The organism is Micromonospora fluostatini, assembly GCF_050410825.1.
GTDB classification, from domain to species: domain Bacteria; phylum Actinomycetota; class Actinomycetes; order Mycobacteriales; family Micromonosporaceae; genus Micromonospora; species Micromonospora rosaria.
Window position 1 is genome coordinate 4,515,949 of sequence record NZ_CP191251.1, and the last position, 25,211, is coordinate 4,541,159.

Annotated in this window: 21 protein-coding genes; 9 read left to right on the plus strand and 12 right to left on the minus strand. The window is 73.3% G+C overall.

What is annotated here, in order from left to right; all coding sequences use genetic code 11:
• Positions 1-6 precede the first annotated feature (6 nt).
• The 3 genes from purE to ACQUFX_RS19715 form a co-directional block, all read right to left on the minus strand.
• Positions 7-498 carry a 5-(carboxyamino)imidazole ribonucleotide mutase gene (gene purE / locus ACQUFX_RS19705; protein WP_428961829.1) on the minus strand — a complete coding sequence of 164 codons (492 nt, stop codon included), beginning with the start codon at positions 496-498 and terminating at the stop codon, positions 7-9.
• 17 nt (positions 499-515) lie between these two features.
• Positions 516-1,676, minus strand: coding sequence for a 5-(carboxyamino)imidazole ribonucleotide synthase (locus ACQUFX_RS19710; RefSeq protein ID WP_428961830.1), 1,161 nt, complete (start codon positions 1,674-1,676; stop codon positions 516-518).
• Positions 1,677-1,764: 88 nt separating this feature from the next.
• Positions 1,765-3,843 (minus strand): thioredoxin domain-containing protein, encoded by a 2,079-nt coding sequence (locus ACQUFX_RS19715; RefSeq protein WP_428961831.1) that lies wholly within the window; start codon positions 3,841-3,843, stop codon positions 1,765-1,767.
• 139 nt (positions 3,844-3,982) lie between these two features.
• On the opposite strand from ACQUFX_RS19715, the gene ACQUFX_RS19720 reads away from it, so the two are divergent.
• Positions 3,983-5,011: a phosphatidylinositol-specific phospholipase C domain-containing protein gene (locus tag ACQUFX_RS19720; RefSeq protein WP_428961832.1), complete on the plus strand. Its 1,029-nt coding sequence runs from the start codon at positions 3,983-3,985 to the stop codon at positions 5,009-5,011.
• Positions 5,012-5,210: 199 nt separating this feature from the next.
• Here ACQUFX_RS19720 and ACQUFX_RS19725 read toward each other — a convergent pair whose 3' ends face one another.
• The 3 genes from ACQUFX_RS19725 to mca form a co-directional block, all read right to left on the minus strand.
• Entirely contained in the window at positions 5,211-7,742 is a 2,532-nt protein-coding gene (locus ACQUFX_RS19725) for a putative bifunctional diguanylate cyclase/phosphodiesterase (RefSeq protein ID WP_428961833.1), read from the minus strand.
• 180 nt (positions 7,743-7,922) lie between these two features.
• The gene (locus ACQUFX_RS19730; RefSeq protein ID WP_428961834.1) at positions 7,923-8,216 is read right to left on the minus strand and encodes a hypothetical protein; all 294 of its coding nucleotides are present in this window, start codon (positions 8,214-8,216) and stop codon (positions 7,923-7,925) included.
• Positions 8,217-8,264: 48 nt separating this feature from the next.
• The gene (mca, locus tag ACQUFX_RS19735; protein ID WP_428961835.1) at positions 8,265-9,146 is read right to left on the minus strand and encodes a mycothiol conjugate amidase Mca; all 882 of its coding nucleotides are present in this window, start codon (positions 9,144-9,146) and stop codon (positions 8,265-8,267) included.
• Positions 9,147-9,343: 197 nt separating this feature from the next.
• Between mca and ACQUFX_RS19740 the strand changes: the two genes are divergently transcribed.
• Both ACQUFX_RS19740 and greA read left to right on the plus strand, forming a co-directional pair.
• Complete coding sequence (locus ACQUFX_RS19740; RefSeq protein ID WP_428961836.1) at positions 9,344-9,781, plus strand: DUF4307 domain-containing protein; 438 nt, start codon at positions 9,344-9,346, stop codon at positions 9,779-9,781.
• A 144-nt stretch (positions 9,782-9,925) separates the two neighbouring features.
• A complete protein-coding gene (greA, locus tag ACQUFX_RS19745) occupies positions 9,926-10,426 on the plus strand; it encodes a transcription elongation factor GreA (protein ID WP_067364635.1) in 501 nt (166 codons plus the stop codon).
• Between the two features lie 424 nt (positions 10,427-10,850).
• Here greA and ilvA read toward each other — a convergent pair whose 3' ends face one another.
• The 5 genes from ilvA to ACQUFX_RS19770 form a co-directional block, all read right to left on the minus strand.
• Positions 10,851-12,071, minus strand: a complete 1,221-nt coding sequence (gene ilvA, locus ACQUFX_RS19750) for a threonine ammonia-lyase (protein WP_428961837.1) — start codon at positions 12,069-12,071, stop codon at positions 10,851-10,853.
• A gap of 35 nt (positions 12,072-12,106) precedes the next feature.
• The gene (locus tag ACQUFX_RS19755; RefSeq protein ID WP_428961838.1) at positions 12,107-13,510 is read right to left on the minus strand and encodes an amidase; all 1,404 of its coding nucleotides are present in this window, start codon (positions 13,508-13,510) and stop codon (positions 12,107-12,109) included.
• Between the two features lie 16 nt (positions 13,511-13,526).
• Positions 13,527-14,669, minus strand: coding sequence for a cystathionine gamma-synthase (locus ACQUFX_RS19760; RefSeq protein ID WP_428961839.1), 1,143 nt, complete (start codon positions 14,667-14,669; stop codon positions 13,527-13,529).
• 66 nt (positions 14,670-14,735) lie between these two features.
• Positions 14,736-15,089, minus strand: coding sequence for a hypothetical protein (locus tag ACQUFX_RS19765; RefSeq protein ID WP_428961840.1), 354 nt, complete (start codon positions 15,087-15,089; stop codon positions 14,736-14,738).
• Between the two features lie 3 nt (positions 15,090-15,092).
• The gene (locus ACQUFX_RS19770) at positions 15,093-15,524 is read right to left on the minus strand and encodes a hypothetical protein (RefSeq protein ID WP_428961841.1); all 432 of its coding nucleotides are present in this window, start codon (positions 15,522-15,524) and stop codon (positions 15,093-15,095) included.
• A gap of 132 nt (positions 15,525-15,656) precedes the next feature.
• Here ACQUFX_RS19770 and ACQUFX_RS19775 point away from each other — a divergent pair, with 132 nt between their 5' ends.
• The 5 genes from ACQUFX_RS19775 to ACQUFX_RS19795 all read left to right on the plus strand — a co-directional run bounded on the left by ACQUFX_RS19775 (position 15,657) and on the right by ACQUFX_RS19795 (position 21,896).
• A complete protein-coding gene (locus ACQUFX_RS19775) occupies positions 15,657-16,073 on the plus strand; it encodes an HIT family protein (protein ID WP_428961842.1) in 417 nt (138 codons plus the stop codon).
• 72 nt (positions 16,074-16,145) lie between these two features.
• Positions 16,146-16,808: a peptide-methionine (S)-S-oxide reductase MsrA gene (msrA, locus tag ACQUFX_RS19780; RefSeq protein ID WP_428961843.1), complete on the plus strand. Its 663-nt coding sequence runs from the start codon at positions 16,146-16,148 to the stop codon at positions 16,806-16,808.
• 206 nt (positions 16,809-17,014) lie between these two features.
• A complete protein-coding gene (locus tag ACQUFX_RS19785; protein ID WP_428961844.1) occupies positions 17,015-18,799 on the plus strand; it encodes an N-acetylglutaminylglutamine amidotransferase in 1,785 nt (594 codons plus the stop codon).
• A 2-nt stretch (positions 18,800-18,801) separates the two neighbouring features.
• A complete protein-coding gene (gene ngg / locus ACQUFX_RS19790) occupies positions 18,802-20,715 on the plus strand; it encodes an N-acetylglutaminylglutamine synthetase (protein WP_428961845.1) in 1,914 nt (637 codons plus the stop codon).
• Complete coding sequence (locus ACQUFX_RS19795; protein WP_428961846.1) at positions 20,712-21,896, plus strand: osmoprotectant NAGGN system M42 family peptidase; 1,185 nt, start codon at positions 20,712-20,714, stop codon at positions 21,894-21,896. The genes ngg and ACQUFX_RS19795 overlap by 4 nt, the downstream gene beginning before the upstream one ends.
• A 60-nt stretch (positions 21,897-21,956) precedes the next feature.
• Here ACQUFX_RS19795 and ACQUFX_RS19800 read toward each other — a convergent pair whose 3' ends face one another.
• Positions 21,957-23,684 (minus strand): alpha/beta hydrolase domain-containing protein, encoded by a 1,728-nt coding sequence (locus tag ACQUFX_RS19800; RefSeq protein WP_428961847.1) that lies wholly within the window; start codon positions 23,682-23,684, stop codon positions 21,957-21,959.
• Positions 23,685-24,293: 609 nt separating this feature from the next.
• Between ACQUFX_RS19800 and ACQUFX_RS19805 the strand changes: the two genes are divergently transcribed.
• Positions 24,294-25,208, plus strand: coding sequence for a ribonuclease Z (locus tag ACQUFX_RS19805; RefSeq protein WP_428961848.1), 915 nt, complete (start codon positions 24,294-24,296; stop codon positions 25,206-25,208).
• Positions 25,209-25,211 lie beyond the last annotated feature (3 nt).

Consider the following 25,211-nt stretch of genomic DNA (forward strand, 5'->3'; position numbering starts at 1 on the left):
GAGGGCTCAGGTGAGGGAGGCGTGCAGGGCGGCTTCCTTCTCGGCGACCAGCTTCTCCAGGCTGTCCTGGTACGCGACCATGCGGGCCCGCAGGCCCTCGTCGGTGGCGGCCAGGATGCGGACGGCGAGCAGGCCCGCGTTGCGGGCGTTGCCGATCGACACCGTCGCCACCGGCACACCGGCCGGCATCTGCACGATGGAGAGCAGCGAGTCCAGCCCGTCGAGGTGTTTCAGCGGCACCGGTACGCCGATCACCGGCAGCGGGGTCACCGAGGCGACCATGCCGGGCAGGTGGGCGGCGCCACCGGCCCCCGCGATGATCACCTTGAGGCCCCGGTCGGCGGCGGTGCGGCCGTACTCGATCATCTTGCCCGGGGTGCGGTGGGCGGAGACCACGCCGACCTCGTGGCCGACGCCGAACTCGGTCAGCGCCTCGGCGGCGGCCCGCATGGTCGGCCAGTCCGAGTCGCTACCCATGATCAGACCAACGGTGGTCACGCTGCTCGTTCCCTCGCTCACTCGGTACCGTCCCGCAGCCAGCGGGCGGCGCGTGCGGCCCGCGCCCGGACGTCGGCCAGGTCGTCGCCGAGCACCGTGACGTGCCCGATCTTGCGGCCGGGGCGCGCCTGCTTGCCGTACAGGTGGACCTTGGCGCCCGGCTCGGCGGCGAAGAGGTGGTGCAGCCGCTCGTCGATGGAGATGCCACCCGGCGCGCCGCCGAGCACGTTCGCCATCACCACCACCGGCGCGGTGAGCGCGGTGTCCCCCATCGGGTAGTCGAGGACCGCCCGCAGGTGCTGCTCGAACTGCGAGGTCCGGGCCCCCTCGATGGTCCAGTGCCCGGAGTTGTGCGGGCGCATCGCCAGCTCGTTGACGACCAGCCCGGTCGGGGTCTCGAAGAGCTCCACCGCGAGCAGGCCGACCACGCCGAGCGCGGTGGCCAGGTCGATGGCGAGCTGCTGGGCGGCGACCGCGACCTCCTCGGCCAGCCCGGGAGCGGGGGCCAGCACCTCGACGCAGATGCCGTCGACCTGCACCGTCTCCACCACCGGGTACGCGGCGACCTGCCCGAACGGGGACCGGGCCACCTGCACCGCCAGCTCCCGGCGCAGCGCCACCCGCTCCTCGACGATCAACCGGGTACCCCCGGCGAGCAGGGTGGTGGCCAGCTCGGTGGCCTGCGCGGCGTCGTCGACCAGCCAGACGCCCCGGCCGTCGTACCCGCCCCGGGCGGCCTTGAGCATCACCGGCCAGCCCTGCGCGTCGCCGAGGGCGACCAGGTCGGCCGGCTCGGTCACCGGTCGCCAGGCCGGGTTCGGCGCGCCCAGGGTGCCGAGACGCTCCCGCATGACCTGCTTGTCCTGGGCGTGCACCAGCGCGTCGGCCGGCGGGAAGAGCTTCACCTGCTCGGCGGCGAGGGCCCGGATGTGCTCGGTCGGCACGTGCTCGTGGTCGAAGGTGACCACGTCGCAGCCCTTGGCGAAGGTGCGCAGGGCGGCGAGGTCGGTGTGGTCGCCGTACTGCACGTCGGCGGCGACCAGGGCGGCGCCGTCGTCCGGGGCCTGCGCGAGCACGCGCAGGGACTGGCCGAGGGCGATCGCGGCCTGGTGGGTCATCCGGGCCAGTTGGCCGCCCCCCACCATGCCGACTACAGGAAGACCGGTTCGCGTGTCCATCTCGTGCGCAAGCCTAACGGCGTCCCCGGCCGCCTCTCGTCGGAGGTGGGCCGGGGTGTGAGAAGGGGCCCCTTCTCGACCGTATGGGTTAAGAGGGGGCCCCTCCTTCCAACTGGGCGCGCAGGTCGTCGACGGTGCCGACCGGACGCTGACAGACGAAACCCCGGCAGACGTACGCCGTGGGTCGCCCGTCGCGGGCCGGGCGGTCGGCGAGCAGCGGCACCCCGGGCTGGTCCGGGCGGCCGGCGACCAGCACCGCCCCGGGTGGGGCGTGCCGGAGCGCCGCCGCGACCAGCGGGTCACCGGCCGGGTCGTCGGTCGCCACCGCGATCTCGTACGGGCCCGACAGCAGCGCCTCCCCGACGGTGGCCGCGTACCCGGTGAAGCGGGCGTGCCGGGCGGCGATCGGGGCGATCGTGGCCAGGGCGGCCTCGGCGGCCTCCCGGTAGCGGTTCTCCCCGGTCAGCGCGGCGTACGTGACCAGCGCCGCCGCGACCGCCGAGCGCCCGGACGGGGTGGCGTTGTCGGTCGGGTCGGCGGGCCGGGTGACGAGCTGCTCGGCGTCGTCGGCGGTGTCGTAGAACCCCCCGTTGGGGGCGGCGAAGCGGGCCAGCGCGGTGTCCAGGAGCTGGCCGGCCAGCGCCAGCCACCGGCCCTCCCCGGTGAGCTGGTGCATGGCGCAGAACGCCTCGGCCACGGCTCCGTAGTCCTCCAGCACCCCGGCCGGCGCCCCGACCACGCCGTCGCGGGAGACCCGGCGCAGCCGGCCGTCGACCACGTGCACCCGGGCCAGGTGCTCGGCGGTGTCCCGCAGGGCCCCGTCGGCGACGATGGCCACCCCGGCGAGCACGTTGTCCTCGCCGCCGAGCCCGGCTGCGGCAGCCGTGCCGGTCCCGCCCGTGGTCTGCGTCTCGACGAGGCGGACGAACTCGGCGAGCGCGGTCACCGCCAACCCGTTCCAGGCGGCCACCACCTTGTCGTCGCGGGCCGGCTGGGGACGACCGTCCCGGGCCACCAGCAACCGGCTGACCACCTCCTGCCAGCGGCGGCGCACCTCGGGGTCGGCGTCGTCGACGTCCCGGGCCAGCCGCAGCACGCTCGTGCCGTGTTCGAAGGTGCCGGCCTCGGTGACGGCGAAGAGGTCGGCGGCCCAGCGACCGTCGGACTCGCCCAGCACCTCGACGAGCTGGGCGGGGGTCCAGGCGTAGGTGAGCCCCTCGACGCCCTCGGTGTCGGCGTCCAGCGCGGAGGCGAAGCCCTCGCCCGGCTTGTGCAGCTCGTCGGCGAGGAAGCGGGCCACGTCCCGGGCCACCCGCTTGGCCATCGGGTCCCCGGTGAGCCGCCAGAGCTGGGTGTAGACCCGCAGCAGCAGGGCGTTGTCGTAGAGCATCTTCTCGAAGTGCGGCACCGTCCAGTGCCCGTCCACCGCGTACCGGGCGAACCCGCCGGCGAGCTGGTCGTGGATGCCGCCCCGGGCCATCGCCTCGCAGGTGTGCCGGACGATCTCCAGGCTCTCCGCCGAGCCGGTGCGCTGGTGGTGGCGGAGCAGGAAGAGCAGGTTCATGTGCGGCGGGAACTTCGGCGCGCCACCGAAGCCGCCGTTCTCCCGGTCGTACTCCCGGGCGAGCTGGCCGGCGGCGGCGTCGAGCAGGTCGGCGGTGAGGGGCGCGGTGGGGCCGCCCACGGCCTGCGCGCCCCCGATCGCCTCGACCACCGCGGCGCCTTGCTTGAGCACGGCCTCCCGCTGCTCCCGCCAGGCGGTGCCGACCGACTCCAGCAGCCGGACGAAGTTCGGCTTCGGGAAGTACGTGCCGCAGAAGAACGGGGTGCCGTCCGGGGTGGCGAAGACCGTCATCGGCCAGCCGCCCTGCCCGGTCATCGCCTGGGTGGCGGTCATGTAGACGGCGTCGACGTCGGGGCGCTCCTCCCGGTCCACCTTGATCGCCACGAAGCCCGCGTCGATCAGCGCGCCGACCGCCTCGTCCTCGAAGGACTCGTGGGCCATCACGTGGCACCAGTGGCAGGCCGCGTACCCGACCGAGATCAGCACCGGCACGTCGCGCCGTTTCGCCTCGGCGAACGCCTCGTCGCACCAGGGCCACCAGTCCACGGGGTTGTCGGCGTGCTGGAGCAGGTAGGGGCTGGTGGCGCTGGCGAGTCGGTTCACCCGACGACCATATCCACCCGACGGCGGCTCCGTGCGCTCCCCCGTTGTCCCCGCCGAGGCCTTCCTTCGTTCACGTTCATCGATTTATATCGGCGCATGGCCCGGCGGGCAGGTCGCCGGCGCGTCGAAGGAGGAGCCCATGCGCGGTACCCGTCCCCTGGCCGCGATCACCTCGGTCGCGGTGGTCGCGGCGGTCCTCGCCGCCACACCCGCGTCGGCCGCCGCCGACCCGGCCGCCCGGGTCTCGGCCACCACCACCGTCGGCACCCACAACGCGTACGAGCGGGCCACCTACCCGTACCTGGCACAGGCACTGGACGCCCGGCCCGGCATGATCGAGCTGGACATCTGGCCGGACATCATCAGCCGGGTGTGGCGGGTCAGCCACTCCAACCCGCTCGGCAACGACAACAACTGCGTCCAGGCGTCCAGCGCCGCCCAGCTCTACACCGGCACCCGGAACCGGAACCTGGAGCACTGCCTGGACAACATCCGGCTCTGGCTGGCCGCCCACCCCGACGCCGGCCCGCTGCACGTCAAGATCGAGCTGAAGACCGGATTCAGCAGCCGGACCGGGCAGGGGCCCGCCCAGCTCGACGCGCTGCTCGCCGCCCGTCTCGGCGACCGGGTGTTCCGCCCCGCCGACCTGCTCGGCAACCACCCCACCCTGGACGCGGCGGCACGGGCCGACGCCTGGCCCACCCGGGCCCAGCTCGCCGGGAAGGCGATCGTCCACCTGATCCCCGGCACCGTCGAGCAGAGCAACCCGACCGACACCCTCTGGACCGACGTCGAGTACGCCCGCCACCTGGTCGCCCTGGCCGCCGCCGGCGCCCTCGGCTCGGCCCGGGCCTTCCCCGCCGTGCACCGGGCCCAGGCCGGCGACCCCCGCACCCGGTACGCCGAGACCGCCCTGCGCCCCTGGTTCGTGGTCTTCGACGGCGACGCGACCGCCTACGTCACCGGCGGGATCGACACCTCCTGGTACCACCGCAACCACTACCTGCTGGTGATGACCGACGCGCAGAAGGTGCCTCCGGCGGTGGGCGACGACGCCGGGGCCGCCGCCGCCCGGGTGGCGCAGCTCGCCCGCGCGCACGCCACCATCGCCTCCGCCGACTGGGCCACCCTGCCCGGCGTGGTCGACGACGTGCTGCCCCGGGGCTGACCCGCAGCCGACCCGGCGCGACAGGACCCGCCGCCGGCAGGACCCGCCGCCGACGGGGGCACCCCGTCGGCGGCGGCACCGACCTGGAGAGCCTTTCGAGCTGCCCTCAGGCACGGGGCGCCCCGTGCGTGAGGGCAGCTCGAAAGGATGACGAACAGCGCCACCGGCACCCCGGGTCACGCCGGGTGGGGGCGACCGGTCAGGAGGCGCCGTCGGCGCGCAGCGGCAGCACGTTGGGGCGGGAGGTGTCGATCAACTGCCCGAGCACCGCGCTGATCTTGTCCGCCGGCATGGGCTTGAAGAAGTGGTACCCCTGGGCGGCGGTGCAGCCCAGCTCGGTCAGGGCGAGCCGCTGCTCGGCGGTCTCCACCCCCTCGGCGACCACCCGCAGCCCCAACTCGTGGGCGAGCCCGACGGTGGTCCGGACGATGGCCGCCGCCTCCGGGGAGTCGGCCATCCGGATCACGAAGGAGCGGTCCACCTTCAGCTCGTCCACGGTGATCCGGGTCAGGAAGGTCAGCGACGAGAAGCCGGTGCCGAAGTCGTCCACCGCGAGCTGGACCCCCATCGTGCGCAGGGTGGCCAGCACCTCGTCGATGATCTCCAGCTCGCTCATCACCACCGTCTCGGTGATCTCCAGGACCAGCCGGTGCGCCGGAACCTGGTGCCGGCGCAGCAGCTCGGCGATGTCGGCCGGCAGCCGGGCGTCCAGCAGGCTGCGCGCCGAGAGGTTCACCGAGATGGGGACGTCCAGCCCCTCCCGGGCCCAGCCGGCGGCCACGGCGAGCGCCTTGTCCAGCACGTACCGGGTGAACGTGCCGAGCTGCTCGCTGTGCTCCACCGGGCGGATGAACTCGGCCGGGTTCAGCCAGCCCCGGCGCGGGTGCTGCCAGCGGATCAGCGCCTCCACCCCGGTCGGCGCCCCGGTGGCCAGGTCCACCGCCGGCTGCAACGCCAGCACGAGCTGGTCGTCGGCGGCGAGCGCCTCGCGCAGCTCGGCGAGCAGGGCGAGCTGGTCGGTGCTGGCCGCGTCCCGGGCGCTGTCGTACGCGGCGATGCTGCCGCCCCCGCCCTTGGCCTGGTACATGGCGATGTCGGCGCGGCGCAGCAGCTCGGTCAGGTCGGCGGTGCCGGCGGCGGCCACCACCACCCCGACGGAGACCTCGACGGACATCCGTACGCCCGCCACCTCGGTCGGCGCGGCGAGCCGCTCGGCGATCTCCCGGGCCCGGCGCAGCGCGTACGTCAGCGGGGCGGACCGGTCGCCGACCACCGGGGCGGACGTCACCAGCAGGGCGAACTCGTCCCCGCCGAGCCGCCCGAGCAGTTCGTCGGCGCGGGTCAGCGTCCCCAGCCGGTCGGCGGTCAGCCGCAGCAACTGGTCGCCGGCCGCGTGCCCGAGGGTGTCGTTGACCTCCTTGAACTGGTTGATGTCGAGCAGCAGCAGCGCCACCGGGTGCTCGTGGGCCAACTGCCGCAACGCCTGGTCACCCTGGCTGAGCATGGCCGCCCGGTTGAGCCGTCCGGTGAGCGGGTCGTGCACCGCCTCGTACGACGACCGTTCGGTCACCAGGCGCAGTTCCCGGTGCGTCGCCGCGTCGTGCAGGGCCGCCGCGAGGGCGTCGCCGAACGCGGCGACGGCGTCCCGCTCCCGGGGCCCGGGCGGCGCCGAGCGGGGGAAGAACAGGCGCAGCTCGCCGACCTCGGCCGAGCCGACGGCGAGCGGCCGGAACAGCTCGTGCTCGTCCGGGTCACGCCGGCGCGGCGGGTCGACGTCCCGGTCGGTGACCTGCCCGCCGGCGTCGCACCGGTACCGCCGCCAGTGGCCGTCGGGGCGGGCCACGTGCACCTCGACCGTCTCCGCGCCGAAGAGGTTGAGCGCGCCGGTGGCCGCCGCGGTGGCGACGCCGCGTTCCTCCAGCTGGTTGAGGGCGGCGGTGGCCTCGGCGAACGCCCGCCAGGTCCGGCGCTCCTGGTCGGCTTTGAGCCGGTGCCGGTAGGTCTGCTGGAGCAGCCAGAGCAGCGGCGGGAGCAGCAGCAGCCAGCGCGCGTCGATCTCCAGCAGCGCCACCACGACCAGGCCGACGACGATGTTGCCGACGAACATCAGCAGCTTGCCCCGGAGCGCGGCCAGCAGCGGCGTACCGATCGGCATGCTGTGCCGCAGGCCGAGCATGACCCCGCCCAGCCAGGCCGTGACCAGCAGGTACGCCACCGATCCGGCGATCAGGGCCAGCGCCAGCCCGGGGGTGGGCCCGGCGAGCAGCGGCCGGCCCAGCGCGGTCGCCACCGAGGCGGCCAGCGCGGTCGCCGCCGAGAGCGAGGCGGCGATGCGGACGATCTCGACCAGCGGGCGGCGGTCGCTGGCGACCGACATCCCCCACCAGGCCAGTCCGGCGCCGAGCAGCGCCGCCGACGGCAGCCAGCCGGCGGGCACCAGGTACAGGCAGACGATCAGGGCGGCCTCGCCCCAGGTGATGCTGACCATGCCGGCCGAGGTGCGGAAGCGCAGCCGGGCCAACTGGGCCACCGCGAAGGCGGCCACGGCGATCCCGAAGCGGGCGGCGCCGGGCAGGGGATCGTCCGGGGGCAGGCCGGTGGGGAGGGTCAGCCCGACCACGGCGGTCGTCACCGCGGTCAGCAGGACCGCGACGGTGAGCAGCAGGACGCGCGGCGGCGTGCCGCGCAACCCGAGCCGGTCGAGCGGATCGCCGGCCCGGTCGGAGGTCACCGAACTCCTCCCTCGGCCGGTCGCCCAGCGGCCCGGCGGGCGGCCGGTGCGGTGAGTGTCATCGGCGCCCCCTTCCGCGCACGGCACGGGGAACGTCTGGTCCCCCCGGCGGAAGGCTAAGCCAAACCGGATGGTCGCAACAGGGGGCGACCATCCGGTTCGGCGTGAATCACGAGTGAACTACCCGTTCCGGTGCTGCTGATGCGCCTTGGCGGCTTTCGGTGAGGATTCCTGTGGGGAACCTCCGTCTGTCGGATCGAGGACTGACGCCTCCGCCCGGGACGCCTCTGCCGGCACCGCCGCGTCGGCGAAGCTGGGGGGCAGCCGGCGCAGCCGCGCGTTCATGTTGCGGATCAGCAGCACGGTGATGGCGGCCAGCGCGAGGATGATGAAGAGGCCCATCGGCCCGGCCAGCCCACCCGTGCGGGTGTTGCCGAAGTTGTTCTGTGCGAGCACCTGGGCGGCGGTCAGCATGGTTCCCTCCGTGGTACGGCTGGTCACCAGGGTAGCCCCGGCCCCGGATCAGCGGGCACGGGTGGTCTCGCGGATCCCGGCGAACAGGTCGGACTCGGGCAGCGGGCTGTCGACCAGGGACCTGGCGAGCTGGAAGTCCTCCGTCGGCCAGGCGCGCTGCTGGAGCTCCATCGGCACGTGGAACCAGAAGCCGTCCGGGTCGACCTGGGTGGCGTGGGCGCGCAGCGCGTCGTCGCGGACCGGGAAGTACTCGGCGCACTCCACCCGGGTGGTGATCCGGGGGCCCTTGTCCGGCCGGTCCTCCCAGCGCTTGAGCCACTCGTCGTACGGCGAGTCGAGGCCGGCGGCGAGCATCCCCTCGTGCAGCGCCATGATCTTGGCCTTGGAGAAGCCGATGTCGTAGTAGAGCTTCAGCGGCTGCCAGGGCTCGCCCAGCTCCGGGTAGCGCGCCGGGTCGCCGGCCGCCTCGAACGCGGCCACGCTCACCCGGTGGCACATGATGTGGTCGGGGTGCGGGTAGCCGCCCTCCTCGTCGTACGTGGTGACGACGTGCGGACGGAACTGCCGCATCAGGCGCACCAGGGGCCCCGCCGCCACCTCGACGTCCTGGAGCCCGAAGCAGCCCTCCGGCAGCGGCGGCAGCGGGTCACCCTCGGGCAGCCCCGAGTCCACGAAGCCCAGCCAGGCCTGGTCGACGCCGAGGATGGCACGTGCGGCGTCCATCTCGCCCCGGCGGATGTTGGCGATGTCGGCCCACACCTCGGGCCGGTCGAGCTTGGGGTTGAGCACGCTCCCACGTTCCCCGCCGGTACACGTCACGACCAGGACGTCCACACCCTCGGCGACGTACTTCGCGGTGGTCGCGGCGCCCTTACTCGACTCGTCGTCGGGGTGCGCGTGGACGGCCATGAGACGCAGTTGGTCTGCCAACGTCAGGGCTCCTCGTCTGTGCCCGCCGGTCGGCCCCGCCCGCAACGACAACCGCACTGTGACAACCGCACTGCGACGACCTCACTGTGACGACAGCCGTACTGACCTGCCATCCTTGATGCCGGACCGGGCTGGGAAGATGGACTCTAGCCATTCTTGCCGATGCCACCGACAACAACGCCAGGAGATACCCGCCGGTGACCGAGACGCACGCCACAATTCCTTCCGGCGCCCCCGTCTTCCCACCCGGGCGCTACGGCCACCGCCGCGCCCCCGCCCGGCGCCGCCGCACCCTGCTCGTCGGGCTCATCCTGGTCGGCATGCTGACGGGCCTGACCCTGGTCGCGGTCCGCGACTACCAGCGGTACGGCGACCCGGCGTACGACGCCGAGGTGATCACGTACACCGGGATCACCGACGCGGAGATCCTGGTCGACTTCCGGGTCACCGTGCCGGCGGGCGGCTCCGCCGTCTGCGTGCTGCGGGCCCGGGACCGGGCCGGCGCCGAGGTGGCCCGGGAGCAGGTGACGGTGACCGCCGACCCCGGCGAGCGACAGGTCACCACCCGGCACCGGCTCACCACCACCGCCCGGCCGTTCATCGGTGAGGTGATGCGCTGCCGACAGCCCGCCTGAGCGGCCCGGACGGCCTGGTGCACAGCGGTACCACGGGTAGGTTGCCCCGGTACGGCTGGTGATCGACGACACCCTCGGGTGCGCGGCACTGGTAACTTGGAAATTCACCTGTCAGCCAGTACCGCACAACTGAGGAGACCGCCTGTGTCCACCACTGACAACACGGCGCCCGCCACCTGGCTGTCCCAGGACGCGTACGACCGCCTCAAGGCCGAGCTGGACGAGCTGATCGCGGCGCGTCCGGTCATCGCCGCCGAGATCAACGCTCGGCGCGAGGAGGGCGACCTGCGGGAGAACGGTGGCTACCACGCCGCACGGGAGGAGCAGGGCAAGCAGGAGGGGCGCATCCTCTACCTCAAGGAGCTCCTGCGTACCGCGCAGGTGGGCGAGGCGCCCAGCACCGACGCGGTGGCGCCCGGCATGGTGGTGACCATCTACTTCGACGACGACGCCGACGACACCGAGACCTTCCTGCTCGGGTCGCGGGAGATCTCCTCCACCACCGACCTGACCGTCTACAGCCCGGAGTCGGCCCTCGGTCAGGCGATCCTGGGCACCCGGTCCGGTCAGACCGTCACCTACACGGCGCCCAGCGGCGCCGACATCAAGGTGACCGTGGTGAGCTTCGAGCCGTTCTCCGGCTGACAACGGTCCCGGCCGCACCCGACAGGGTGCCCACTCCGTACGGCAGGGCGGTCGACCACCGGGTCGGCTGCCCTGCCGCTTCCCGGCCGCTCTCCTCCGCTTCCGCCGGGCTGGCCGGTGCCCGCCTGGTCCGTGCGGAGGAGGAAGGTGCCTTCGGCCGCCCTTTCGAGCTGCCCCTGTCGACGGGGCAGGACCGAACGACGGGCAGGCGCTCGGCACCGACCGGCGGTGCAGGTCGAACAGCAGTTGCTGTTCCTGGCGACAGACAACCCGAATCCGACACGATCGGCGAAGCGCGCCGGACATCGAGCGGAGGTCGCCTCCGCCAGCGACAGGTCCTCTTGGCGGGGCAGTTCGAAAGGGCCAACACTCACCTGCTTGAGCCGGGCCGGCCGGACCGGGCCGGAGCGCCGGAGAGGCCGCCTCAGGACTCGCCGAGCAGCCCCACCTGGTACCCGCTGGCCCGCAACGCGCCGATCAGCGTGTCGGAGTGCTCCACCCCACGGGTCTCCACCGACAGCGCCACCTCCACCTCGCCGAGCCGCAGGTGCGGGGTCGCCCGCTGGTGCACCACGTCGACCACGTTCGCCCGGTGCTCGGCGATCTGGGTGAGCAGCGAGGCGAGTTGGCCGGGCCGGTCCGAGCAGCGCACCGTCACCCGCAGGTAGCGGCCGGCGGCGGCGAGCCCGTGCTCGATCACCCGGAGCATCAGCAGCGGGTCGATGTTGCCGCCGGAGAGCACCGCGACCGTCGGCGTCCGCACCTCGACCACCCCGGCCAGCAGCGCCGCGACGCCGGCCGCGCCGGCCGGCTCGACCACCTGCTTGCCCCGTTCCAGCAGCATCAGCAGCGCCCGGGAGATGTCCTCCTCGGTGACCGTGACGATCTCGTCGACCAGCTTGCGGACGTGCTCGAAGGTGATCTCCCCCGGGCAACCGACCGCGATGCCGTCGGCGATCGTGGCGAAGGCCGACAGCGGCACCGGCATGCCGGCCGCGAGCGAGGGCGGGTACGCCGCCGCGCTGGCCGCCTGCACCCCGATCACCCGTACCTGCGGGCGCAGCGCCTTCGCCGCCACCGCGATCCCGGAGATCAGGCCGCCCCCGCCGACCCCGGTGACGATGGTCTGCACGTCCGGGCACTGTTCGAGGATCTCCAGCGCCACCGTGCCCTGGCCGGCGATCACGTCCCGGTGGTCGAACGGGTGGATCAGCACCGCCCCGGTCCGCTCGGCGTAGCTGCGGGCGGCCACCAGGGACTCGTCGACGGTGTTGCCGACCAGTTCGATCTGGGCGCCGTACCCCTTGGTGGCGGCGACCTTCGGCAGCGGCGCGTTCACCGGCATGAAGACCGTGGCGTGGGTGCCGAGCAGGCCGGCGGCGAGCGCGACCCCCTGGGCGTGGTTGCCGGCGCTGGCCGCGACCACCCCCCGCGCCTTCTCCTGCGCCGAGAGCCGGGAGATCCGCACGTACGCCCCGCGCACCTTGTACGACCCGGCGCGCTGCACGTTCTCGCACTTGAGCCAGACCGGCCCGGCGAGCGCCGCGCTCAGCGGGCGGGAAGGCTCCAGCGGGGTGACCCGGGTGACGCCGGTGAGCAGTTCCCGGGCCGCCCGGACGTCGTCGAGACCGACCAGTTCCGTCATGCCCCCGATGGTCGCACCACACCGGCCGAGGCCGGTCAGGAGGTCGTGGCCGCCACCCGTGGGTAGCCGGGGGCGTGCCGGGGCCAGGGGGCGGCCAACTCGAACTGCCCGGCGACCCCGAGCAGCAGCAGTTCCGAACCGGGTGGGCCGACGAGCTGCACCGCCACCGGCAGGCCGTCCGGCCGGCGGCCGACCGGCACCACGATCGCGGGCAGGCCGGCGACGTTCCAGGGCGCGGCGTACGGGGCGTACCGGATGTTGGTCAGCAGGTTCGACCGCCAGGACCGGCCCGACCAGCCGCCGGCCTCCGGCGGGGCGCTGGCCAGCGCGGGGGTGAGCAGCAGGTCCACCGAGTGGTCGGTGAAGAACCCGATCGACCGCTCCCGCCAGGCGGCCCGGTCGGCCTCCCGCACGTACCCCCGGCGCTGCGCCCAGTCGCCGAGCGCGACGTGCCGGCGGCTGCGCCGTTGCAGGCTGCTCCGGTCGATCCCGGCGGCCCGCACGTCGGCCGCCGCCGCCGCGAACCAGGTCGCCAGCCCCTGGAGGCCGAGCGCGGTCGGGTACACCGGGTCGGCCGGCACCGCGTCGTGCCCGGCGGCGGCGAGCAGCCGGCCGGCGGCGGTGACCGCGTCCCGGTTCGGCGCGTCGGGGTGCACGCCGCGCACCGGGGAGCGCAGCGAGACCCCCACCCGCAGCCGCTGCGGCGGGACCAGCTTCTCCGGCCGGCGACCGGCCAGGATGGCGAAGCCGACCGCCGCGTCGGCGACGGTGGTGGCGAGCATGCCGTGCTCGGTGAGGCCGAACCAGTCCTCCGCGCCGAGCTGGCAGGGGACCACGCCCCGGCCGGGCTTGAGCCCGACCAGCCCGCAGCAGGCCGCCGGGATGCGGATCGAGCCGAGCCCGTCGTTGCCGTGCGCGATCGGCACCAGCCCGGCGGCGACCGCGGCGGCGGCCCCGCCGGAGGAGCCGCCGGGGGTCCGCGCCGGGTCCCAGGGGTTGCGGGTGACCGTGGGCCCCTCGTCGGTGATCCCCCAGAGGCCCAGCTCCGGCATCCGGGTCACCCCGAGGATCACCGCGCCGGCGCCGCGCAGCCGCCGGACCACCTCGTGGTCGGCCTCGGCGACGCCGGTCCGCACCGCCGCCGACCCGTTCCAGGTGGGCAGGCCGGCGACCGGGGTGTTCTCCTTGACCGCGACCGGCACCCCGGCCAGCGGCAGGTTCGCCAGGTCGTCCTGCTCGTCGACCTTCTCCGCCTCGGTGACCGCCTCGCCGCCACGGACCGTACGGAACGCGGCGAGGCCGGCGTCGGCCCGGGCGATGTGGTCGAGATGGTCGGCGACGACCTGGGTGGCGGAGACGTCACCCCGCCGCACGCCCCGGGCGATCTGTTTGGCGGTCGCCCCGACCCAGGTCGTCGGCATGATGTCCGGCACTGCCACCCTCCCCAGCCAGCGGTCAGCCCAGCGCCTGCTCCAGGTCGGCGAGCAGGTCCTCGACCGTCTCGATGCCGACAGACAGTCGCACGAGATCGGCGGGAACTTCAAGCGGCGAGCCGGCGGCACTTGCGTGTGTCATCCGCCCCGGGTGCTCGATCAGGGATTCCACCCCGCCGAGCGACTCGGCGAGGACGAAGAGCCGCGCCCGGTTGCAGATCTCGACGGCGTGCTCCTCGCCGCCGGTGGCCCGGAACGAGATCATGCCGCCGAACCGGCGCATCTGCTTGGCGGCCACCTCGTGACCGGGGTGCGACGGCAGGCCCGGGTAGAGCACCTGGGCCACCTTCGGGTGCGACTCCAGGTAGGACGCGATCCGTTCGGCGTTGTCGCAGTGCCGGTCCATCCGTACCCCGAGGGTCTTGATGCCGCGCAGGGTGAGCCAGGCGTCGAAGGGGCCGTTGATCGCGCCCATCGCGTTCTGGTGGTACCGCAGTTCGTCCCCGAGGTCGGGGTCCGCGACCACCAGCGCGCCACCGACCACGTCGGAGTGCCCACCGACGTACTTGGTGGTCGAGTGGACCACCACGTCCGCGCCCAGGGCGAGCGGCTGCTGGAGGTACGGCGAGGCGAAGGTGTTGTCCACCACCAGCAACGCCCCGGCGTCGTGCGCGACGGTGGCGAGGGCGGCGATGTCGGCGATGCCGAGCAGCGGGTTGGTCGGCGTCTCGATCCAGACGATCTTCGTGCTGCCGGGCCGGATCGCGGCCCGCACCGCGTCCGGGTCGGAGACCTTGGCCGGCGTGTACGCCAGCCCCCACCGCTGCGCGACCCGGGCGAAGAGCCGGTACGTGCCGCCGTACGCGTCGTCCGGGATCACCACGTGGTCACCGGGGGCGCACACGCCCCGCAGCACCGTGTCCTCGGCGGCCAGACCACTGGCGAAGGCCAGCCCGACCTGGCCGCCCTCCAGCGCGGCCAGGCACTCCTGGAGCGCGTCCCGGGTGGGGTTGCCGGAGCGGCTGTACTCGTACCCCTGGCGGGGCGCGCCGACGGCGTCCTGGGCGTACGTGCTGGTCTGGTAGATCGGGGGGATCACCGCACCGGTCCGCGCCTCGGGTTCCTGACCGGCGTGGATGGCGAGTGTCTCGAAGCCGTGACTCATTCCCGACACGCTAGTCCGGTCACCCGCACCTCGGGCGGGTACCCGACGACGCACCACCCGCAACGCCTACTCGGTCAGCTTCGGATGCGACGGCCCCGCCGCGACGATCCAGACGATACGTCGCTCCGGATCCGGGCAGTACCAGATCCGGCCACCGGCGGTCACCTCGTACTGCCACTGGAGCAGGGACCGGCCACCAACCTGCCGGGTGGCGAGAGCACCCCTGAGCCGGTGCTGCCGTGCCGGGTTCTCGGGTTCGGTGGGCCGTTCGGTGAGGACGACCCACGCCTCCCAGGTGTTGGACCGGGCCGACTGGCAGAGTTGCTCCCAGCCCTTCGCCGCCTCGGAGGTCGCAAAACGCGCCTCCCATCCGCCGGGCCGTCCCGGCGGTGCGACCCGGTCACCGCGCTTGGCTGCCACTCGTCATGCCTCCGTCGGGCCAGGCACCGGGCCGTGGTCCTCCGACAACGGCTCGCTGAGCTCCCGGACGAGACCAGGATCGGTGTAGACGGCGGCGGTGGCCCGCCACTCCCGGATCGTCTGTGCCAGGACGGACCACTCACCGAGATCGGCCGAGATCCGTGCCGCGGTGACGAAGTCGGAGACGAACTGGGGAAGATCCGCCTCCGGCAGCAGCCGGAGCCAGGGGAACTCGTCGGTAAGTACCTCGACGGCCACCTCGTGGGGCAGGTGGGCCAGGGCATTGCGGAGAGCGCGGGCAGCGGCCACCGCACCCTCGCCGGCCGCCACGATCCGATCCTCCCGGGTCAACAGCAACGCGGCCCCGTCCCGCCGGCGGACCCGTACGTCCCCCGAGTCGGCCAGTGCCGCCACGCTCTTGGGATCGCGCTGCAATTCGCTCCACTGAACTTCCCTCGTAGCCACCACCCGCCAATTCTGAACTTTTTCAGACTTCATAGCAAGTCATTCCAGCCTGGCCGGGCCCCGAACCGGCTCTCCGGGGTCGCGCGGAGCTAGCCTGCCCGGATGAGTGGGTGCGTGTTCTGCGGGATCGTGGCCGGGGACACCCCGGCGTTCCGGGTCACCGACGAGCCGGACGGGGTCGCGTTCCTGGACACCCGACCGGTCTTCAGGGGGCACGTGCTGGTGGTGCCCCGCCCCCACCTGGCGACCCTCGGGGACCTGCCGGCGGCGGCGCTGCCCGGGTACTTCGCACTGGTCCGACGGGTGGCGCTCGCGGTGGAGTCCGGTCTGGGGGCCGGTGGCACGTTCGTGGCGATGAACAACAAGGTGTCCCAGTCGGTGCCGCACCTGCACACCCACGTGGTGCCCCGGACAAAGGGGGACGGGCTGCGCGGCTTCTTCTGGCCCCGGACCCGGTACGCCGACGACGCCGAGGCACGGGAGCACGCCACCCGGATCGCCGCCGCCCTGAGCGGGTAAGCCGGGTGGGCGGGTAAGGATGCAGGACTCCCCGGTGTTGCAGGCTGGGAGAGGTACGAGAGGAGTCCCATCGTGTTCCTTCGTCGAGTGAAGGCCGATCTGCCCACCCCGGACCAGGCCCTGCCCGGTCGGCCGCTGGCGATGCCGGTCGCCGACCGGCACGAGGTGCTGGGTACCCCGCTGAAGGGGCCGTTCCCGGCGGGCGCCCAGGTCGCGGTCTTCGGCATGGGCTGTTTCTGGGGCGCCGAGCGGCTGTTCTGGACCCTGCCCGGCGTGATCACCACCTCCGTCGGCTACGCGGGCGGGAGCACCCCGAACCCGACGTACGAGGAGGTGTGCTCGGGGATGACCGGGCACGCCGAGGTGGTGCAGGTGGTGTACGACCCGGCGACGATCAGTTACGAGGACCTGCTCAAGGTCTTCTGGGAGAACCACGACCCGACGCAGGGCATGCGGCAGGGCAACGACGTCGGCACCCAGTACCGGTCGACGATCTACGCGACCACCGACGAGCAACTCGCCGCCGCGCAGTCGTCCCGGGACGCGTTCGCGCCGATCGTGGCGCGGGCCGGCAAGGGTGACATCACCACCGAGATCGGCCGGCTGGGCGACTACTTCTTCGCGGAGACGTATCACCAGCAGTACCTGGCGCCGTCGAAGAACCCGAACGGGTACTGCAACCACGGCCCGAACGGGCTGAGCTGTCCGGTCGGCGTGGCCCGTACCGCCGGCTGACGCCCGGACCGCCGGCAGGCGCCGACGAAAATGAGTTGATCATCACACCGGAGGCCCCGGGCGAACCGCCCGGGGCACCCCGGACCTCGCACGGGGCGTGGGTCACGAAGCTGCCCACTCGGAAACCCGGCAGTGTAGCAATTCTTCAAGAAACCGTTATCAGCTCAACGGGCAGTAACCGGAAAGCTCTGGCAGCATAGTCAGGCATGTGCGGACTGGCTGGGGAATTCCGCCGTGACGGTTCCCGCGCCCAGGTGGCGACGGTGGAGCGCATGGCGGCCACGATGAGCGACCGGGGCCCGGACGACAGCGGAGTGTGGTCCCAGGGGCCGGTGGCCCTCGGTCACCGCCGCCTCAAAATCATCGACCTCTCGGCGGCCAGCGGCCAACCCATCGTCGATTCCGCCGCCGGGCTCACCGGGGTCTTCAACGGCTGCATCTACAACTACCGCGAGTTGCGCGAGGAGTTGCAGGGCAAGGGGCACCGCTTCTTCTCCTCCGGGGACAGCGAGGTCGTGCTCAAGGCGTACGCCGAGTGGGGCACCGACTTCGTCGACCACCTGATCGGCATGTTCGCCGTGGCGATCACCGAACGGGACAGCGGCCGGCTGGTGCTGGCCCGGGACCGACTCGGCATCAAGCCGCTCTACCTGGCCGAGACGCCGGGCGTGGTGCGGTTCGCCAGCACCCTGCCCGCCCTGCTCGCGGCGGGGGGCGTCGACACCACGATCGACCCGGTCGCGCTCGCCCACTACCTCAGCTTCCACAGCATCGTGCCGCCGCCCCGGACCATCCTGCGCGGGGTCGCCAAGCTGCCTCCGGCGACCGTCCGGGTGTACGAGCCCGACGGCCGGGTCGACGAGCGGGTCTACTGGGACCCCTCCTTCACCCGGCAGCCCGAGCGGGCCGGCTGGTCCGCCCGGGACTGGGAGGACGCCCTGCTGTCCTCGCTGACCACGGCGGTCCGCCGCCGGATGGTCGCCGACGTGCCGGTCGGGGTGCTCCTCTCCGGCGGGCTGGACTCCAGCCTGGTGGTGGCGCTGCTGGCCGGCGAGGGTCAGCGCGGCCTGGCCACCTTCTCGATCGGCTTCGACGCGGTCGGCGGCCGGGAGGGCGACGAGTTCCGCTACTCGGACCTGATCGCGAAGACCTTCGACACCGACCACCACCAGATCCGGGTGGCCGCCCGCGACCTGGTACCCCCGCTGGAGGCCGCCGTGGCGGCCATGGCCGAGCCGATGGTCAGCCACGACTGCGTGGCGTTCTACCTGCTCAGCCAGGAGGTCGCCAAGCACGTCAAGGTGGTCCAGTCCGGCCAGGGCGCGGACGAGATCCTCGGCGGCTACCACTGGTACCCCCCGCTGGCCTCGGTGGACCGCGACGCCGCGCTGGCGACGTACGCCCGGGCGTTCTTCGACCGGGACGCGGCCGGCCTGGCCCGGGTGCTCGACCCGGCGTGGCTGGCCGACGGCGACCCGGCCCGCGAGTTCGTCGCGGCGCACCTGGGCCGGGCCGGCGCGGACACCGCCGTCGACGCCGGCCTGCGGCTCGACACCCAGATCATGCTGACCGACGACCCGGTCAAGCGGGTGGACAACATGACCATGGCGCACGGCCTGGAGGCCCGCGTCCCGTTCCTCGACCACGAGTTCGTCGAACTCGCCGCGACCTGCCCGCCGGAGCTGAAGCTCGCGCAGGGCGGCAAGGGGGTGCTGAAGGAGATCGGCCGGCGGGTGCTGCCGCACGAGGTCATCGACCGGCCGAAGGGCTACTTCCCGGTGCCGGGCCTGACCCACCTCGAGGGCAAGCTGCTCGACCGGGTACGCGACGCGCTGTCCGCGCCGGAGGCCCAACGCCGGAGCCTGTTCCGCACCGACTACGTGAAGACCCTGCTGGACGCCCCGAACGCCGAACTCACCCCGTTGAACGGAAACAAGCTGTGGCAGCTCGGACTCCTGGAAATGTGGCTCCAGAGCCACGGAATCGACTGACCGTGACCGACACCCTGGCGACCGGTGTGGCACGGACCGACCGGGGTCGTGGTCGTCGGAAATACGAACGGGTCGGTCCCGGCGGCGACCCGGTGGCCCCCGCCACCGGCACCACGGACGAGGACACCGGCGAACGGTCCGGCGACGACTCCGGTGTGCTGCTCGACTGCGGCTGGGGCCGGCTGGTCTTCGGGCAGACCTTCACCGACCAGGCCGCCGTCGCGGCCGTGCTGCGCTCGGAGGCGGCCGGCGCCCGGGACATCTGCATCTACCTGCGCGACCCGCACGTGCTGGTCTCCCGGCTGCCCGACGAGCTCTTCATCGACCCGTCGCTGACCTACCGGCTGCCACTGGGCCACGGCCGGATGGCGCGGGAGACCGGGGCGGCGCGGACCGACGACGGGATCGGCGACCAGGCCCGGCCGGCCGCCCCGGGTACCGGCCCGCCCGGTGAGCACGGCGACATCCCCGGGCTGCGGATCCGGCGGCTGCGCGACGTCGCCGACGCGGACGCGGTGAACCGGATCTACGCCCGCAACGGCATGGTCACCGCCCCGGTCGAGGTGCTGGTCGCCAACGCCGCCACCGACCGGTTCCTGCACCTGGTCGCCGAGGCGCCGACCGGCGAGATCGTCGGCACCATCACCGGCATCGACCACGTGGCGGTCTTCGACGACCCGGAGAACGGGGCCAGCCTCTGGTGCCTGACCGTCGACTTCAACCAGGCCCCGCCCGGCACCGGCCAGGCCCTGCTGCTGGAGCTGGCGGCCCGGCTCACCGACCGGGGGCGGGCCTTCGTCGACCTCTCCGTCCTCGCCGAGAACGACGGGGCGATCCGGCTCTACGAGCGGCTCGGCTTCTACCGCACCGCCACGCTCTGCGTGAAGCGGAAGAACCCGATCAACGAGCGGCTCTTCCTGCCGGCCATGCCGGAGGGGTACGACGAGCTGAACCCGTACGCGAAGATCGTCGCCGACGAGGCGATGCGTCGGGGCATCCGGGTGGAGGTCACCGACCCGCACTGGGGCGAGCTGCGGCTGAGCAGCGGTGGCCGGACGGTCCTCACCCGGGAGTCGCTGTCCGAGCTGACCTCGGCGGTGGCGATGAGCCGCTGTGACGACAAGCGGGTCACCCGGCGGATCCTCACCGCCGCCGGGCTCCGCGTGCCGCGTGGGCGGACCGCGACCCGGGACGGCGCCGACGCCGCCTTCCTCGCCGAGGTGGGCCAGGTGGTGGTGAAGCCGGCGCGCGGCGAGCAGGGCAACGGCATCACGGTCGGGGTACGCACCACGGAGGCGCTGGCCAACGCGGTGGAGCTGGCCGCCCGGTTCTGCCCGGACGTGCTGATCGAGGAGATGTGCGCCGGCGAGGACCTGCGGGTCATCGTGATCGACCACGAGGTGGTGGCCGCCGCGGTGCGCCGTCCCGCCTCGATCACCGGGGACGGGACGCACGCCATCGCCGAGCTGATCGAGCGGCAGAGCCGCCGCCGGGCCGCCGCCACCGGGGGCGAGAGCCGCATCCCGGTCGACGACATGACCCGGGACGTGGTGGCCGAGGCGGGGTACGCGATGGACGACGTCCTGCCGCAGGGCGAGACCCTGGCGGTGCGACGGACCGCGAACCTGCACACCGGCGGCACCATCCACGACGTGACCGGGGAGCTGCACCCGGTGATCGCCGAGGCGTGCGTGGCCGCCAGCCGGGCGCTGGACATCCCGGTGACCGGGCTGGACCTGCTGGTGCCCGCGCCCGACCAGCCGGAGCACGTCTTCATCGAGGCCAACGAGCGGCCCGGACTGGCCAACCACGAGCCGCAGCCGACCGCCGAGCGGTTCGTGGACCTCCTCTTCCCCGGGACGAGGGCACCGCAACGACTCTGGTCCCCGGCCGGTGCGGCAACATCTGGGGCATGACCGTACGTACCATCGCCCCGCTCAAGCTCGACCTCGACTACCTGCAGCAGGTGTTGTTGGAGCTGCTGGAGATCCCGAGCCCGTCGGGGCGTACCGACCACGTGCAGCAGTACGTGGGTGAGCGGCTCTCGGCGCTGGGCATCTCCTCCACGCTGACCCGTCGGGGCGCGCTCAGCGCCTGCCTGGCCGGCCCCCGTCAGACCGGGGCGGACCGGGCGATCGTGGTGCACACCGACACCATCGGCGGGATGGTGAAGCGGCTGAAGGAGAACGGCCGGCTGGAGCTCAAGCCGATCGGCACGCACAGCGCCCGCTTCGCCGAGGGCGCCCACGTCCGGATCTTCACCGACGACCTGGAGCGGGTGATCACCGGTCAGGTGCTGCCGTTGAAGGCCAGCGGTCACCGGTACAACGACGACGTGGACCTCCAGGGCGTCGGCTGGGAACACGTGGAGGTACGGGTCGACGAGCCGGTCGAGGACGTCGCCGGGCTGCGTGCGCTCGGCATCGACGCCGGGGACTTCGTGGCGATCCTGCCGACGGCGACCATCACCCCCAGCGGGTACGTCCGGTCCCGGCACCTGGACGACAAGGCCGGGGTGGCGGCGGTGCTGACCGCGTTCAAGGCGATGGTGGACGCCGGGGTGACCCCGGGGGTGACCGCCCACCTGCTGGTCACGGTCACCGAGGAGATCGGGCACGGCGCGAGCCACGGCCTGGACCCGGACGTCGCCGAGATCGTCTCGGTGGACGCGGCGGTGGTCGCCCCCGGGCAGCAGTCCCGGGAGGACGCGGCGACCCTGGCGATGGGCGACGGGGTGGGTCCGTTCGACTACCACCTGACCCGCAAGCTCGCCGGGATCGCCGCCGAGCACGGGGTCGACCTGGTCCGGGACGTCTTCGACTACTACCGCTCGGACGTGGCGGCGGCGGTGGAGGCCGGGGCGCACGCCCGGGTGGCGCTGCTCGGCTTCGGCGTCGACGCCACCCACGGCCACGAGCGCACCCACCTGGACGGGCTACGCCACCTGACCCAGTTGCTCTGCCTCTACCTGCAGAGCGACCTGGTCTTTCCGGAGTGGGACGCCGAGCCGGAGGGCGACCTCGCCGACTTCCCGTCGCTGTCCGTGCAGCCGGCCAGCGCGGAGGGCCCCCGCGAGGGCCCCATCGGCCTCGACTGAGACGTGCGGGAGGGCCCCTGCCGACGCCCAGCCGTCGACAGGGGCCCTTCCCTTCCCTCCCTACCCGTGCAGGTCCTCGGACTCCAGCAGAGCGATCAGGGCGGTGGTCACCCGCAGCACCGCGTCACGGGCCGCCGGGTCCCGGTGCAGCCGGTTCTCCGCCCGGTCGGCGAGCTGCTCCAGCAGGGTCGCCGCGCGGGCCGCGTTGCCGTTGACACCGGCCTGCTCGGCACGCCAGAGGCGGTCCTCCAGCCGCTCCTGGACGTACTCGGTGATCCGGCCGGCGGCGACGTACTCGGCGATCAGCTCGCGGATGTCGGAGTACCAGGCCGGGTCGCGGGTGACGTCGCGGGGCAGGTGTCCGGCCCCGACGGCGGCGCGGGTCGCCTGGAGCACCTGGTCGGCGTACGTCGACACGCTCGGGTGGCGGGCGGCGAGCTGGGCGTCGGTCAGCGGCACCGAACTGCCGTCGAGGAAGCAGAAGCCCGGCCCGGTGTTGCTGCCGCTGTTGACCCGCAGCGGCACCTCGTGCTGGGCGATCCGCAGGCCGCCGAGGGCGAGCCCGAGGTCGTCACGGGCCACGACCGGCGGGGTGGCGGCGGTCATCTGGAGCTTCGGCGCGCCCGGCGGGAGCGTCCCGTGCTTCACCCAGGCGACGGTGTGGTCGTAGATCGCGTTCTGCACCATGTGCTGCGGCACCCGGGACAACGCGGGCAGCGCGCAGGTCTGCGGCTCACCCGGGTAGCCGCCGGGGTAGCTGCCGATGTCCCGCTTGCGCAGCGGGCCGTAGTCGGTGATCAGCTTCCAGTCGCCGTGCGAGGCGCCGGCCACCTCCCACGAGCGCAGCACCGGCGAGTCGGCCTGGGCTCGGGCGGCGGCGGAGAAGATCCCGCTGGCGACGTCCCCCTCGGCGTTGATCCGGAACACCGGCGTGCCCAGGTCGGCGCGCAGCACCCCGCCGCCGCCGTGCAGGACGACCGCGTCGAGGACGTTCGCCGCCGGCTGCACCCCGTTGTAGTAGTTGGCGAGGCGGCCGGCCGACTGGGAGTGCCCGGTGGCGACCACGTAGTCCGGCTTCGGCAGCGTGCCGAGCGGGGCCACGCCGGCGGGGTCGCGCACCGCCTTCACCGCCTGGCTGAAGATGTCGTACGAGAGGCTGTCGTCGGTGACGTTGCCGCCCACGGTGACGTCGAGCGCCCCGTACCGGGTCGGGCTCCACGCCTTGAGCCCGGTCGCCGAGTGCAGGCCGGCCCGCTGGGCGGAGACCCCGACCCAGGCGTACCCCTCGCGGATGAAGTGCTCGTGCGACTGGAACCAGTCGACCTCCTGGTCCCACTGGTTGCTGACGTTGGTCCACTCGGCGATCACCACACCGTTGAACTTCTTCGCCGCCGCCGGACGCCGCACCACGAGCCGGGTGCCGTACGGCTGGTCGGTGCCGAGGACGGCGGCCGGACCGGTGCCCTGGGGGGCGTAGCGGGTCGCCGTACCGAAGAGGAAGAACTCCTCCTCGACGTAGCCGGCGGCGGCGAGGTTGACGTCGGTGGCGAGGAACGGGTAGCCCCGGTCGGGGTGCCCGACGGCGGTGGTCCGGGGGATCGGCCCGGCGACCACGGCGGCGGCGACGTCGTCGCCGGTGGCGGTGGAGGGGCGGGCCGGCGCGGCGGGGTCGGCGGCGGGGTCGGCCGCCACGGCGGGCGGGGCGAGCGGCACGGTCAGCGCGCCGACCAGGCCCAGGGCGACCAGCGAGCGGGGTGTGTGTCGACGAATCGTGGCCAGGACAGACAAGGTTCACCTCACGGTGGTGGCGGGCCGGGGCGGCGACCCGGCCTGGTGAAGGTCTGTTCGATCGCGGGTGGTGGGGGGACGGGGTCGGGTCGGACGCGGTCGGCGGCGCGCCCGGACGAACGGGAGGGATGGTGACGTAACGCGCAAGTTTCGCAGGCGTGACAGCTTGTCCGAGACAGTAACGCTCGGGACAGGTGAAAGATAGAGCGTCAACGCTCGAACTTTCGCTGAGATCGGCAAAAGTCGGCCGGCGCGGGTCCCCGGCGGCGCGCGTGAGCCCGGCCACCCCGGCCGGCGAAGCCGAAAAAGGAGTACCGGATCCCCCCGGAACCTGGGTAGCGTGGCGGTACACGGGAAAGGAGGTGGTCCAGACTTGTATAGCAATCGGACTCGTGAGGTGGCTGTCCGCTAGCCGCTGTCCTCGACAGTGAAACCGTCCGCCGCGAGGCGGGCACCAGCACCATCGTCGAGACCGTGTGGCAGCGGTGCGGCGAAACCACGACAGCCACCCGACCCCCGGGGTGCCGGCCCAGTCCAGTCGGCCCGCGCGCGAGCGCGGAAGCCCCGGGGGTCGCTTCATGTCCACCCCCCGCCCCGGAGGGATCAGGCGTGTCCATGCGTGAGCTGGTGGTGCTGGGGACGGCCAGCCAGACGCCGACCCGGCAGCGCAACCACAACGGGTACGTGCTGCGCTGGGACGACGAGGTGATCCTCTTCGACCCCGGCGAGGGCAGCCAACGGCAGCTCCTGCACACCGGGGTCACCGCCACCGACCTGACCCGGATCTGCGTCACCCACTTCCACGGCGACCACTGCCTCGGGCTGCCCGGCATGATCCAGCGGCTCTCCCTGGACCGGGTCCCCCACCCGGTGCCGGTGCACTTCCCGGCCGCCGGCGCCGAGTACTTCGCCCGGCTGCGCCACGCCAGCTCCTTCCACGAGACCGCCGAGCTGGCCGTCGAGCCGATCACCACCGACGGGCAGCGGATCGCCCTGCGCTGCGGCACCCTGGAGGCCCGCCGGCTCCGCCACCCGATCGAGACCTACGGGTACCGCCTCGTCGAGCCGGACGGGGTCCGGACGCTGCCGGACCGGCTGGCCGGGTACGGCATCTCCGGGCCGGCGGTCGGCGAACTGCTCCGCGTCGGCCACCTCGACGTCGACGGGCGGCGCGTGACCCGGGCACAGGTGAGCGAGGCCCGACCCGGTCAGCGGTTCGCCTTCGTGATGGACACCGGCCTCTGCGACGGCGTGTACGCCCTGGCCGAGCGGGCCGACCTGCTGGTCATCGAGGCGACCTTCCTGACCTCCGAGGCCGCCCTCGCCGCCGAGGTCGGGCACCTGACCGCCGCCCAGGCCGCCCGGGTGGCCACCGAGTCGGGGGTACGCCGGCTCGTGCTCACCCACTTCTCGCAGCGGTACGCCGACCCGGCCCGTTTCGTCGCCGAGGCCCGCGAGCACTTCACCGGTGACCTGGTGGTCGCGACGGATCTGAGCACCGTGCCGGTCCCGCCCCGGCGGTAGCCT